The sequence below is a fragment of the Streptomyces tendae genome (genome assembly GCF_014650435.1).
Lineage (GTDB): Bacteria > Actinomycetota > Actinomycetes > Streptomycetales > Streptomycetaceae > Streptomyces > Streptomyces tendae.
The window spans coordinates 239,382-252,656 of sequence record NZ_BMUY01000013.1 but is presented as its reverse complement, the minus strand read 5'-3'; the positions used below and the strand labels follow the sequence as shown (position 1 = coordinate 252,656).

Genomic DNA, 13,275 nt, shown 5'->3' with positions numbered 1-13,275 from the left:
AGATCATCCCGGTCTTCTCCCGCAAGCCGATCTTCGGCTACATGGGTCTGATCGGTGCGACGATCGCGATCGCGGGTCTGTCGGTGACGGTGTGGGCGCACCACATGTACGTCACGGGCGGCGTGCTGTTGCCGTTCTTCTCCTTCATGACCTTCCTGATCGCGGTCCCGACCGGTGTGAAGTTCTTCAACTGGATCGGCACCATGTGGAAGGGCTCGCTGTCCTTCGAGACACCGATGCTGTGGTCCACCGGCTTCCTGATCACCTTCCTCTTCGGTGGTCTGACCGGTGTCATCCTCGCCTCGCCGCCGCTGGACTTCCACGTGTCCGACTCGTACTTCGTGGTGGCGCACTTCCACTACGTGGTGTTCGGCACCGTGGTGTTCGCGATGTTCGCCGGCTTCCACTTCTGGTGGCCGAAGTTCACCGGCAAGATGCTGGACGAGCGACTCGGCAAGATCACCTTCTGGACGCTGTTCGTCGGCTTCCACGGCACCTTCCTGGTCCAGCACTGGCTGGGCGCCGAGGGCATGCCGCGCCGCTACGCCGACTACCTGGCGGCGGACGGCTTCACCGCCCTGAACACGATCTCGACGATCAGCTCGTTCCTGCTCGGCATGTCGATGCTGCCGTTCTTCTACAACATCTGGAAGACGGCCAAGTACGGCAAGAAGATCGAGGTGGACGACCCGTGGGGGTACGGCCGTTCGCTGGAGTGGGCGACCTCCTGCCCGCCGCCGCGGCACAACTTCCTCACGCTGCCGCGCATCCGCAGTGAATCCCCCGCCTTCGACCTGCACCACCCCGAGATCTCCGCGATCGACCAGCTGGAGAACGTCGGCCACGGTGAGAAGGCCCTCGCCGGCGGCAAGGAGGCCGGGAAGTGAAGATCCAGGGCAAGATGTTCATCTGGTTGAGCGTCTTCATCCTCGCCGTGGCGGTTGTCTACGGCTACTGGTCCAAGGAGCCGGCCGGCACCACGGCCCTCTTCCTGGCCTTCGGCCTGGCCATCATGATCGGCTTCTACCTCGCCTTCACGGCGCGGCGGGTCGACGTGGGCGCGCAGGACAACATGGAGGCGGACGTCGCGGACGACGCCGGCGAGGTCGGGTTCTTCAGCCCGCACAGCTGGCAGCCGCTCGCGCTCGCCGTCGGCGGCGCGCTGGCCTTCCTGGGCATCGCGGTCGGCTGGTGGGTGATGTACTTCTCGGCACCGGTCCTCCTGGTCGGCCTGTTCGGCTGGGTCTTCGAGTACTACCGCGGTGAGAACCGCACCCAGTAGCACGCGTCGAGCACGAAGGGGCCCGGACACTCCGTCAGGAGCGTCCGGGCCCCTTCGTCTGCCGTACCGCCCCTCACTCTTCCGGCTTACCCACCGTGCCGCCGTTGACGTCTCTCCCTAGCGTGAGGCCATGAGCATCACGGTTCACTTCCAGGCGCGGGGGCGTACGGTCGTCGGCTGCACTCTGCTGGTGATCGCCCTCGGCGCGAGCGGCACCGCCTGCCTCGGCGACGACGACAACCCGCTGTCCGCCACGCCCTACGACGCGGCCGGCCAGATCTCCTTCAACGGCCCCACTGAGGCCGGGAAGAAGGCCGACCCGGACAAACCCCTGGAGGTGGTCGCCGAGGGCGCGGACGGGCGCATCACGGACGTCACGGCCATGGACGCGGCCGGACGCCACGTCGCGGGCGAGCTGTCCGCCGACGGCGCCCGCTGGCACAGCACCTCGCCGCTGGCGGCCAACGCCAGCTACACGGTGCGCGTCAGCACCGAGGACGGGGACGGCGCGCCCGGCCGCAAGGTGCTCACCTTCGAGACCGGCAAGCCCGGCGCGAAGAAGACCCTGGACGTCACCTTCGGGCCCAAGGCGGGCGCGTACGGCGTCGGTCAGCCCATCACGGCGGAACTGAGCCAGCCCGTCCAGGACCCGGCGCAGCGGGCCATAGTGGAGCGCGCCCTGAAGGTCGACTCCACCCCCGCGGTACGGGGCGCCTGGTACTGGGTGGACGACAAGAAGCTCCACTACCGGCCGCAGGAGTACTGGCCCGCCCACGCCACCGTCAAGGTCCACAGCACCCTGGACGGCATCAAGATCGGCGACCGGATGTGGGGCGGCAAGGCGAAGCCCCTGAAGATCACCACCGACGACCGCGTCGTGGCCGTCACCGACGCCGCCGCGCACACGCTGACGGTCTTCAAGGACGGTGAGGAGATCCGGCAGATCCCGGTCACCACCGGCAAGCCCGGCTTCGAGACCCGCAACGGCGTCAAGGTCGTCCTCGGCAAGGAATCCTTCGTACGCATGCGCAGCACCACCGTCGGCATCGCCGAGGGCTCCTCGGAGTCGTACGACCTGCCGGTCTACTGGGCCACCCGGGTGACCTGGAGCGGCGAGTACGTGCACGCCGCCCCCTGGTCCGTCGGCTCCCAGGGCATCGCCAACGTCAGCCACGGCTGCGTCGGCATGAGCACCGACAGCGCGGAGTGGTTCTTCGAGACCGTCCAGGAGGGCGACCTCGTCGAGGTCGTCAACTCCGGCGGCGAAACGATGGAACCCTTCGGCAACGGCTTCGGCGACTGGAACATGGACTGGACGAAGTGGCGCACGGGCAGCGCCCTCACGGGCACCGGCAACGCGTCCGGCACGGAGGACCAGGCCCGCCTGCGACCGGAGAGCGCATGAAGACGCCGTCCGGGGCAGCGCCGCCAGGGGCGCGGGGCTGAGTCGACATGCGGCTCCGCCGCGTGGGCGCGACCAGCCGCAACGGCGCCGCACCCGCCCATGCGACCCGCACCCCCGAGCCAGAAGGCGTCCTAAACCCCCTGCAGCCTCTTCTCCCGCAGCAGCGAAGCCAACGCACCCGCGAACTCGACCGGCTCCACCGGCGACGTCACCGCCGCCTCCGCCCGGCTCCAGGTCGCCAGCCACGCGTCCTGCGGCCGAGCGATGAGCAGCAGCACCGGCGGGCACTGGAAGACCTCGTCCTTGATCTGGCGGCACATGCCCATGCCGCCCATGGGCACGGCCTCGCCGTCCAGCACGCAGACGTCGATCCCGCCCTTGTCCAGCTCCTTGAGCACGGCGGCCGGGGTGGCGCACTCCACGAACTCGACCACGGGCACGTCCGGAGCCGGCCGGCGGCCGGTCGCGAGCCGCACCTGTTCGCGGGTGTTGGAGTCGTCGCTGTAGACCAGCACCGTGGCGGTCGCCTGCATGCTTCCTCCGATACGCGGTGAGACCGGTGAAGGCTGTCGTAGCCCGTTGGGGCGGATGCTACTCCCTCGAACGTCCCGTCAGCACTGGTTCGGACAGGGCTTCGACGGGCCGTTCGATGGGCCATCCGGGCCGTACAAGCAGGGGGAACACACCGAACGGCACCCCCCGGGGTGAGGGCGGGATAAGCGACCGACATAATGTCGGTCGTGGCGACAGCAACGACAGTAGAAACCGGGCACGCGCACCCGTCGGTCAACCGGCCGAACCTCACCAGCGTCGGAACCATCATCTGGTTGAGTTCCGAGCTGATGTTCTTCGCGGCCCTCTTCGCGATGTACTTCACCCTGCGATCGGTGACCGGCCCGGACTTCTGGTCCGAGAAGGCCGACGCGCTGAACATCCCGTTCTCCGCGACGAACACCACGATCCTGGTGCTCTCCTCCCTCACCTGCCAGCTCGGCGTGTTCGCGGCCGAGCGCGGTGACGTGAAGAAGCTCCGGATGTGGTTCATCGTCACCTTCGTGATGGGTGCGATCTTCATCGGCGGTCAGGTGTTCGAGTACACCGAGCTGGTCAAGCACGAGGGCATCTCGCTCTCGTCCGACCCGTACGGCTCGGCGTTCTACCTGACCACCGGCTTCCACGGACTGCACGTGACGGGCGGACTGATCGCCTTCCTGCTGGTCCTCGGCCGCACCTACGCGGCCCGGAGGTTCACCCACGAGCAGGCGACCGCCGCCATCGTCGTGTCCTACTACTGGCACTTCGTCGATGTGGTCTGGATCGGCCTGTTCGCCACGATCTACCTGATCAAGTAGTCGCGGCACGCACCCGCGCAATACCAGAAGCATCGACGCAGAAGATCCTGACACCGGGGTAATCCGTGAAAAAGCTCTCCGCACGACGACGCCATCCGCTGGCGGCCCTCGTCGTCCTACTCCTCGCGCTGGCATGCACAGGGGGGCTGTACGCCGCGTTCGCACCCGCGAGCAAGGCGCAGGCCGATGAATCCGCCCAGTCCCTCGCCATCGACGAAGGCAAGAAGCTCTACGCCGTCGGCTGTGCCAGTTGCCACGGCACCGGAGGGCAGGGCACCAGCGACGGTCCGAGCCTGGTCGGCGTAGGCGCCGCGGCCGTCGACTTCCAGGTGGGCACCGGCCGTATGCCGGCCCAGCAGCCCGGCGCGCAGGTCCCGAAGAAGAAGGTCATCTACTCCCAGGCGGAGATCGACCAGCTCGCGGCCTACATCGCCTCGCTGGGTGCCGGTCCGGCCATCCCCTCGGAGGAGAAGTACGGCCCCGAGGGCGCGGACATCGCCAAGGGTGGTGAGCTGTTCCGCACCAACTGCGCGCAGTGCCACAACTTCACCGGCAAGGGCGGCGCCCTGACGCACGGCAAGTACGCGCCGAGCCTCGAGGGTGTCGACCCGAAGCACATCTACGAGGCCATGCAGACCGGCCCGCAGAACATGCCCTCCTTCCCCGACACCACGCTGTCGGAGCAGAACAAGAAGGACATCATCGCCTACCTGGACGCGGTCAACGGTGACGACACCGAGAGCCCCGGTGGTCTCAGCCTCGGCGGACTCGGCCCGGTCAGTGAGGGTCTGTTCGCCTGGGTGTTCGGACTGGGCGCGCTGATCGCCGTCGCCGTCTGGGTCGCCGCTCGGACCGCAAAGGCCAAGAAGTCATGAGTAGCCAAGACATTCCAGAAGAGAAGCTGCCGGCAGAGCAGGACCGGCCGCACGGCGCCGCCGCCCGGCCCGCGGACGAGACCAACCCGTTCGCCGACCCGGGTCTGCCGCCCCACGAGCCGCGGATCCAGGACGTCGACGAGCGGGCCGCCAAGCGGTCCGAGCGCACGGTCGCCCTGCTGTTCACGCTGTCGATGCTGGCCACCGTCGCCTTCATCGCCGCCTTCGTGGCGATCGACGTCGACAAGTCGGTCTACATCTTCCCGCTCGGTCACATCAGTGCGCTGAACTTCGCGCTCGGCATGACGCTCGGCGTCGCGCTGTTCGCCATCGGCGCCGGCGCGGTCCACTGGGCCCGCACCCTGATGTCCGACGAGGAGGTCGCCGACGAGCGTCACCCGATCGAGGCGTCCCCCGAGGTCCGTGCCAAGGTCCACGCGGACTTCAAGCAGGGCGCCAAGGAGTCCGTGATCGGGCGCCGCAAGCTGATCCGCAACACGATGCTGGGCGCGCTCACCCTGGTGCCGCTCTCCGGCGTCGTCCTGCTGCGCGACCTCGGTCCGCTGCCCGGGACCAAGCTCCGCCACACCCTGTGGTCCAAGGGCAAGCTCCTCGTCAACATGAACACCAACGAGCCGCTGCGTCCCTCCGACGTCGCGGTGGGCTCGCTCACCTTCGCCATGCCCGAGGGCCTGGAGGAGCACGACGAGGACTTCCAGAACGAGATCGCCAAGGCCGCCCTGATGATCATCCGGCTGGAGCCGGACTCCATCAAGGACAAGCGCGAGCTCGAGTGGTCGCACGAGGGCATCGTGGCGTACTCGAAGATCTGCACCCACGTCGGTTGCCCGATCTCCCTGTACGAGCAGCAGACGCACCACGCGCTCTGCCCCTGCCACCAGTCCACCTTCGACCTTGCCGACGGTGCCCGGGTCATCTTCGGTCCCGCCGGTCACGCCCTGCCGCAGCTGCGCATCGGCGTGAACGACGAGGGTTACCTCGAAGCGCTCGGCGACTTCGAGGAGCCCGTCGGTCCTGCTTACTGGGAGCGCGGATGAGTACTGCAGCAAACGAACCGTCCCGCTCGCGCGGGAAGGCACCGGCCGGCGAGCGCGTCGCCGACTGGGCCGACGGCCGGCTGGGAATCTACTCCCTGGCCAAGGCCAACATGCGCAAGATCTTCCCCGACCACTGGTCGTTCATGCTGGGTGAGGTCTGCCTCTACAGCTTCATCATCATCATCCTCACGGGTGTGTACCTGACGCTGTTCTTCCACCCGTCGATGGCCGAGGTCGAGTACCACGGCTCGTACGTGCCGCTGCAGGGCCAGATGATGAGTGAGGCGTACGCCTCCACTCTGGACATCAGCTTCGACGTCCGCGGCGGTCTGCTGATCCGGCAGATCCACCACTGGGCCGCGCTGATCTTCCTGGCCGGCATGTTCGTGCACATGATGCGCGTCTTCTTCACCGGCGCGTTCCGCAAGCCGCGCGAGGTCAACTGGCTGTTCGGCTTCCTGCTGCTCGTCCTCGGCATGTTCACCGGCTTCACCGGTTACTCGCTCCCGGACGACCTGCTCTCGGGCACCGGTATCCGCTTCATGGAGGGCGCGATCCTGTCCGTGCCGATCGTCGGCACGTACATCTCGTTCTTCCTGTTCGGCGGCGAGTTCCCCGGCCACGACTTCGTGTCCCGGTTCTACTCGATCCACATCCTGCTGCTGCCGGGCATCATGCTCGGGCTGCTGGTGGGCCACCTGATCCTGGTCTTCTACCACAAGCACACGCAGTTCGCGGGTCCCGGCAAGACCAACAAGAACGTCGTCGGCATGCCGCTGCTGCCGGTGTACACGGCGAAGGCCGGCGGCTTCTTCTTCCTGGTCTTCGGTGTGATCTCCGTCGTGTCGGCCATCGCCACGATCAACCCGATCTGGGCCATCGGGCCCTACCGGCCCGACCAGGTCTCCACCGGCGCCCAGCCCGACTGGTACATGGGCTTCTCCGAGGGCCTGATCCGGGTGATGCCTGGCTGGGAGATCAACTTCTGGGGCCACACACTCGTCCTGGGCGTGTTCGTGCCGCTGCTGATCTTCCCGCTGGTCCTGGCGGCGATCGCGGTCTACCCGTTCATCGAGTCCTGGGTCACCGGCGACAAGCGCGAGCACCACATCCTGGACCGCCCGCGCAACGCCCCGACCCGTACGGCCTTCGGTGTCGCCTGGCTGACCGTCTACTTCGTGCTGCTGATCGGTGGCGGCAACGACCTGTGGGCCACCCACTTCCACCTGTCGATCAACGCGATCACCTGGTTCGTCCGCATCGCGTTCTTCGTCGGCCCGGTCGTCGCCTTCATCGCCACCAAGCGGATCTGCCTCGGCCTCCAGCGCCGCGACAAGGACAAGGTGCTGCACGGACGCGAGTCCGGCATCATCAAGCGCCTGCCGCACGGTGAGTTCATCGAGGTGCACGAGCCGCTCAGCCAGGAGCAGCTGCACACGCTCACGGCGCACGAGCAGTACAAGCCGGCCGAGATCGGCCCGACGGTCGACGAGAACGGCGTCGAGCGCAAGGTGAGCGGCACGCAGAAGCTCCGTGCCAAGCTCAGCGAGTCGTACTACGGCGAGGAGTCGCAGATTCCGAAGCCGACCGTCGAGGAGTACAAGGAGATCACGAGCGGCCACGGCCACCACTGACCCTCCAGCGTCGCCACACCACGGTCGAAGGGCCCCGTTCCGTTCCGCGGACGGGGCCCTTCGCCGTGTCCGGGGCTGGATAGGGTGGGAGCACGATCCCCGTCGACGACACACACACGATTCAGGAGCGGCTATGAGCGCTGTGACCCCCGCTGGAGGCGACACCACGGCGGACCGCTCCTGGCCCGCCCTGCTGAACGGACTGCTGGACGGCCGCGACCTGAGCGCGGACGACACCGCCTGGGCGCTGGACGTGATCATGCGCGGCGAGGCGACCGACGCGCAGATCGCCGCCTTCGCGGTGGGCCTGCGGTTCAAGGGCGAGACGGTCGAGGAGATCTCCGGGCTCGTCCGCACCATGTACGAGCACGCCAACGTGATCGAGGTGCCGGGGGAGACCGTCGACATCGTCGGCACCGGCGGCGACGGCGCCAAGACGGTCAACATCTCCACCATGTCCGCGATCGTCGTGGCCGGCACGGGGGCGAAGGTCGTCAAGCACGGCAACCGGGCCGCCTCCTCGGCGTCCGGGGCCTCCGACGTCCTGGAGAAGCTCGGCGTCAATCTGGAGCTGACGCCGAAGCGGGTGGCGGAGGTCGCCGAGGAAGCCGGCATCACCTTCTGCTTCGCCGTGAAGTTCCACCCGGCGCTGCGCCACGTGGCGGCGGCGCGCGGTCAGCTCGGCATCCGCACGGTGTTCAACTTCCTGGGCCCGCTGACCAACCCCGCCCGGGTGAAGGCCCAGGCGATCGGGGTGGCGCACGCCCGGATGGCGCCGATCATCGCCGGTGTCTTCGCCGAGCGGGGCCACTCGTCGCTGGTCTTCCGCGGCGACGACGGTCTCGACGAGCTGACCACCACCGCCACGTCCCGGGTGTGGACCGTGCGCGACGGCCGGGTGACCGAGGAGACCTTCGACCCGCGGGATGTCGGCATCGAGCTGGTGCCGGTCGAGGCGCTGCGCGGCGCCGACGCCTCCTACAACGCCGACGTCGCCCGCCGCCTGCTGGCCGGCGAGACCGGTCCGGTCCGGGACGCGGTCCTGCTGAACTCGGCGGCGGCCCTGGTGGCGCTGAACCCCGGCGAGGAGCCTCTGGCTGCGCAGCTGCGGGCCGGGATGGACCGCGCGGCCGAGGCGATCGACTCGGGCGCCGCCAAGGGCGTACTGGACCGCTGGGTGGCCGTGAGCCACGCGTAGCGGCCCTGCAGTGTGACGTGCGTCCCGCGATCCGGACCCGGGTTGCGGGGCGCCGATCTTTTCCCCTAGGTTTTTCGACAGGTCATGAGTGACAGTCATGAGGCCCCGGCCGACTGTCCGGCAACCCTCCGTCCGTGGCGGGGTGCCCCGGGTGAAGACCAGGTCGTGGACAGCAAGGTCCACGGCAAGCGCGGACCCCTCGCGAAACCAGGGGTCCTGGGTCGTCCGAGGGAGTCTCCCGTGAACCAGCGAATGCGATAGGGCCTGTCCCTCGGACCGGCCCGACGCCCCCTAGCGGTGCTTCGTGCCCGCGGCCCCGGGCCGGGCCGAGGGACAGGCCCTTGGCCGCAGAGCCCCGCCTCCGCACACCCCCCTTTCTTCTCTTTCACAGCGCCCTGCCGCGCGCTGGTCCTCACGGGAGTCCGCCATGTCCGTACCCACCGCTGTCGCCACCCCGCTGCCCGTCCTCGGCCGGGACGTCACCGTGCCGCTCGTCACCGGCGGGGAGGTCACCTACGCCGCGCTCGACTACGCCGCCAGCGCGCCCGCGCTCCAGCGGGTCTGGGACGACGTGGCCGCCTACGCCCCGTACTACGGCAGTGTCCACCGGGGCGCCGGGTACCTCTCGCAGCTGTCGACCGACCTGTTCGAGAACGCCCGCAGGACCGTCGCCGAGTTCCTCTGCTGCCGGGACGAGGACCAGGTGGTCTTCACCCGGTCCACCACCGACTCCCTGAACCTGCTCGCCGCCGCGCTGCCCGCCCACTGCCGGGTCTTCGTCTTCGAGACCGAGCACCACGCCTCGCTGCTGCCCTGGCGGAACGCCGACGTCACCTACCTCGACGCCCCGCGCACCCCCGCCGAGGCCGTCGAGACCCTGGAGCGTGCCCTCGCCGCCCGCGAGCCGTACGGGCCCGCCCTGGTCTGCGTCACCGGCGCCTCCAACGTCACCGGTGAGCTGTGGCCGGTGCGGGAGCTGGCCGCCGCCGCCCACGCGCACGGCGCCCGGATCGTCCTGGACGCCGCCCAGCTCGCGCCGCACCACCCGGTGAGCGTGCGCGACCTGGACGTGGACTGGGTCGCCTTCTCCGGGCACAAGCTGTACGCGCCCTTCGGCTCCGGCGTGCTGGCGGGCCGCGCCGACTGGCTGCGCGAGGCGGAGGCGTACCTGGCCGGCGGCGGTGCCAGCCGCAGCGTCTCCCGGCGCGCGGACGGCGGCGTGGACGTGCGGTGGCACGACAGCGCCGCACGGCACGAGGCCGGCTCCCCCAACGTCATCGGCGCCTACGCGATCGCCTCCGCCTGCAAGGCGCTCACCGAGGCCGGGTTCGACTCGCTGGTCGCCCGCGAGGAGTACCTGATCCGGAAGGTGCGCGAGGGCCTCGCCGAGGTGCCCGAGGTGCGCGTCCTGTCCCTCTTCGGGGACGACGCGCCGCGCGTCGGGGTGCTCTCCTTCGTCGTCGAGGGCTGGAACAGCTCGCACTTCGCCGCCGCGCTCTCCGCCGAGTACGGCATCGGCGTGCGCGACGGCCTGTTCTGCGCCCACCCGCTGCTGCGCACCCTGCTCGGCAGCGACCCGCAGACGCAGGGCGAGTGCGGGGCGCCCGAGGCGTCGCCCGGCGAGAAGTCCCTCAACGCCATCCGCGTCAGCTTCGGCGCGGGCACCCCCGACGAGCACGTCGAGCGGTTCGTCGGCGCCGTCCGGGAACTGGTGAGCGACGGCGCCCGCTGGAACTACCGCACCGAGGACGGGCGCTGCGTGCCCGACACCACCTCCGGCGCCCCCGCCTCCGCGGCGGGTACCGGCGCCTGAGCGGTCCGGCCCGGCAGCCGCGATCCCAGCACCACCATCCGCAGCGCCCGTTCCGTGGCGTCCGTGAGGAGTTCGGAGGCGCGCAGCAGCGCGTCCGCCAGGGCCATCGGCGCCGGCATGATCCCGTGGCAGGCGTCCACCCCCGGCACCTCGTGCGCGCCCTCGCCGAGCGTGCCGGCCAGGGCGAGTACGGGCCGGCCGGAGAGCTTGGCGCGGCGGGCCACCTCGGCCGGGACCTTGCCGCGCGGCGTCTGGTGGTCCAGGGCGCCCTCGGCGGTGAGCACCAGGTCGGCGCGGGCCAGGCGGGCGTCCAGGTCGACATGGTCGAGGAGCACGTCGAAGCGGGGCAGCAGCCGCGCGCCGACGGCGGCGAGCCCCGCGCCGAGACCGCCGGAGGCGCCGGTGCCCGGGCCGGTGCGCAGGTCGGTGCCGGCCGCGCCGAGGTCGCGGGTGAGGACGCGCGCCCAGTTCTCCAGCCCGGCCGACAACTCCTCGACCTGCGCGGGCGTCGCCCCCTTCTGCGGGCCGAACACCCGGGCCACGCCCCGCTCACCGCACAGCACGTTGTACGGGTTGCAGGCGACGAGCAGCTCGGTGTCCTTCAGCCGGGCGTCGAGACCGGACGGGTCGACGCGGACGAGTCGGTTCAGCTCCCGTCCGCCGGGGCCGAGTTCGAAGCCGTCCGCGTCCAGCAGCCGGGCCCCGAGCGCCTGGAGCGCGCCCGCGCCCCCGTCGGAGGTGCCCGAGTCGCCGCAGCCGACCAGGATGCGCCGCACCCCGGTGTCGAGTGCGGCGCGGACCAGTTCGCCGACGCCGTAGGTGGTGGTGGCGCCGGGGTCGCGCAGGGCGCGGGGCACCAGGGCCAGGCCCGCGACGGCCGCCATCTCCACCACCGCGGTGTCCCGGGGGCCGAGCAGGGCGAAGTGGGTGCCGATCCGGTCGCCGACCGGGCCGGTGGCGGCCAGCGCGACCAGCCGTCCGCCGGTCGCCGACGCCAGTGCGACGGCGGTGCCCTCGCCTCCGTCGACCAGGGGGATCCGGTCGATCTCGGCGTCCGGCAGCACCCGGCGGACGCCCGCCGCGATGGCGTCGGCGGCGGCCTGCGCGGACAGGGACTCCTTGAAGCCGCTGGGGGCCACGATGACACGGTTCAGCACGGGGGACGGAGAAGACATGGTGGGCTCCTTCAGCGGGTCACGGGCACGCCGAGCAGCGGCCAGACCGCGGCGGCGAAGAACAGCACGAGCAGGGCGGTCAGCGGCGCCAGGACGGCGGACAGCCGCAGCAGGTCGCGCGGGGTGTAGGTGGGGACGCCGGGGACGTCGGAGAAGAGCGTGACCGGCTTGGCGGAGGCCGGGAGCGTGTGGCAGAACCCGGCCGCCGCGGTCGACGCGAGCGCGGCGGCGACCGGGTTGACCCCGGCGCCGACGGCCGCGGCGATCACCAGCGGGACCAGCACCGAGGAGCGGGCGGAACGGGACTGCAGGACCAGGTGGGCCGCCGTGCTCACCGCGACCACCACGCCGAGGAAGACGCCCGGGGCGACGTCCGCGGGCAGGCCCGACACCAGCCACTTCGCCGCCCCGGAGTCGGCCAGCGCGACGCCCATCGCCATCGTCGCCGCCATGAACAGCAGCAGCGACCACGGGACGGTCTTCAGCGCGTCCTTGAGCCGTACGGTGCCCAGCGCGGGAGAGGACGCGACGACCGCGCCGATCAGCGCCACCACGGCGGGCGAGACCCGGTGCAGGGGCTCGCTGCACCACAGGGCCACCACCGTGGCCAGCAGCAGTGCGCAGCGCTTCTCCGCCTGCGTCCACGCGCCGGTGACCGGGCTCTCGCTGTGCCGCTGTATCTCCTCGGCGGTGATACGGACGGGGCCCGCGCGGTCCGCGCGCCGCGTGGTCGTCAGCAGGACCGTCTCGGCGGCGAGGTGGGAGGAGGCGACCGCCAGCGGCAGACCGAGCAGCAGCCACTGGGTGAACCCGATCCGGTCCCCGGTCGCCTCCCACAGCACGGACACCGTGATCAGATGCGCACCGGCACCGATCAGGGTCGCCACCGCCGACAGCAGGATCACGGTCGGGAACAGCAGCGCCAGCATCACGACCAGTCGCTTCCGGTCGGCGAGCGCCTTGGCGAGGGCGAGGAACACCGGCAGCGCCAGCGCCGCCCGGCCCGAGGTGGCCGGCACCGCGAAGGCCGTGACGACCAGCGCGGCCGTCGTCAGGTGCACCAACTGCCGCACCGTGCGCGCCCCGCCCACCAGGAACGCCGCGGCCCGCCCCGCGAGCCCCGTCCGGGCGACCGCGGCCGCCAGTACGAAGGCGCAGATCAGCAGCCACACCGTGTCCTCACCCAGGGTGCCGAAGAGGGTGTCGCTGCTGATGACGCCGGTCGCGGTCAGCGCCAGTCCGGCACCCAGCGCGATGTACGTGTCGTCGATCGGCGTACCGATCCAGGCGCAGGTGGCCAGCGCGAACACGGCGAGGGTCAGGCGCGCGTCGCCGCCCAGGGCGGGGAAGTTGGCGGGGACCGCCAGCAGCGCGCACAGGGACAGCGCCGCGCACAGGGCCGCCGCGAGGCGGAGGTTCAACGTCACGCCCTCGAGCGTCCACGGGGGCGGTGAGCCCTCAATGAGGGTCACATGAAGGAAAC

General features: G+C 70.5%; 12 protein-coding genes and 1 riboswitch. Of the genes, 9 read left to right on the top strand and 3 right to left on the bottom strand.

The features are described 5' to 3' along the window. From IE258_RS30900 to IE258_RS30890, 3 genes are all read left to right on the top strand, one after another. A partial coding sequence (locus IE258_RS30900; RefSeq protein WP_189749006.1) for a cytochrome c oxidase subunit I occupies window positions 1-887 on the top strand: 887 nt, incomplete at its 5' end. Continuing rightward, window positions 884-1,282, top strand: a complete 399-nt coding sequence (locus IE258_RS30895; protein WP_076973952.1) for a cytochrome c oxidase subunit 4 — start codon at window positions 884-886, stop codon at window positions 1,280-1,282. The genes IE258_RS30900 and IE258_RS30895, both read left to right, overlap by 4 nt. A gap of 130 nt (window positions 1,283-1,412) precedes the next feature. Continuing rightward, a complete protein-coding gene (locus IE258_RS30890; RefSeq protein ID WP_189749004.1) occupies window positions 1,413-2,687 on the top strand; it encodes a L,D-transpeptidase in 1,275 nt (424 codons plus the stop codon). Between the two features lie 131 nt (window positions 2,688-2,818). On the opposite strand, the gene IE258_RS30885 is transcribed toward IE258_RS30890, so the two are convergent. Further along, window positions 2,819-3,220 (bottom strand): response regulator, encoded by a 402-nt coding sequence (locus IE258_RS30885; protein WP_189749002.1) that lies wholly within the window; start codon window positions 3,218-3,220, stop codon window positions 2,819-2,821. Window positions 3,221-3,418: 198 nt separating this feature from the next. Between IE258_RS30885 and ctaE the strand changes: the two genes are divergently transcribed. From ctaE to IE258_RS30855, 6 genes are all read left to right on the top strand, one after another. Further along, window positions 3,419-4,039, top strand: coding sequence for an aa3-type cytochrome oxidase subunit III (gene ctaE, locus IE258_RS30880; protein WP_003976664.1), 621 nt, complete (start codon window positions 3,419-3,421; stop codon window positions 4,037-4,039). Window positions 4,040-4,104: 65 nt separating this feature from the next. Next, entirely contained in the window at window positions 4,105-4,914 is an 810-nt protein-coding gene (gene qcrC / locus IE258_RS30875) for a cytochrome bc1 complex diheme cytochrome c subunit (protein ID WP_003976665.1), read from the top strand. Then, window positions 4,911-5,972, top strand: a complete 1,062-nt coding sequence (qcrA, locus tag IE258_RS30870; protein ID WP_127894727.1) for a cytochrome bc1 complex Rieske iron-sulfur subunit — start codon at window positions 4,911-4,913, stop codon at window positions 5,970-5,972. The genes qcrC and qcrA overlap by 4 nt, the downstream gene beginning before the upstream one ends. Further along, the gene (qcrB, locus tag IE258_RS30865) at window positions 5,969-7,606 is read left to right on the top strand and encodes a cytochrome bc1 complex cytochrome b subunit (RefSeq protein WP_121712753.1); all 1,638 of its coding nucleotides are present in this window, start codon (window positions 5,969-5,971) and stop codon (window positions 7,604-7,606) included. Before qcrA ends, qcrB begins: the two co-directional genes overlap by 4 nt. Window positions 7,607-7,739: 133 nt before the next feature. Then, on the top strand, window positions 7,740-8,804 hold the full coding sequence (gene trpD / locus IE258_RS30860; protein ID WP_159330115.1) for an anthranilate phosphoribosyltransferase: 1,065 nt from the start codon (window positions 7,740-7,742) through the stop codon (window positions 8,802-8,804). 80 nt (window positions 8,805-8,884) lie between these two features. After that, a riboswitch (SAM riboswitch) is annotated at window positions 8,885-9,001 on the top strand. A gap of 230 nt (window positions 9,002-9,231) precedes the next feature. Beyond that, the gene (locus IE258_RS30855) at window positions 9,232-10,617 is read left to right on the top strand and encodes an aminotransferase class V-fold PLP-dependent enzyme (protein ID WP_189749000.1); all 1,386 of its coding nucleotides are present in this window, start codon (window positions 9,232-9,234) and stop codon (window positions 10,615-10,617) included. On the opposite strand, the gene IE258_RS30850 is transcribed toward IE258_RS30855, so the two are convergent. Together IE258_RS30850 and IE258_RS30845 are read right to left on the bottom strand one after the other, a co-directional pair. Continuing rightward, window positions 10,539-11,774, bottom strand: a complete 1,236-nt coding sequence (locus IE258_RS30850; protein ID WP_189749030.1) for a glycerate kinase — start codon at window positions 11,772-11,774, stop codon at window positions 10,539-10,541. The two genes, IE258_RS30855 and IE258_RS30850, sit on opposite strands and share 79 nt — an antisense overlap. Before the next feature lie 29 nt (window positions 11,775-11,803). Then, window positions 11,804-13,219 carry an SLC13 family permease gene (locus tag IE258_RS30845; RefSeq protein ID WP_189748998.1) on the bottom strand — a complete coding sequence of 472 codons (1,416 nt, stop codon included), beginning with the start codon at window positions 13,217-13,219 and terminating at the stop codon, window positions 11,804-11,806. Window positions 13,220-13,275 lie beyond the last annotated feature (56 nt).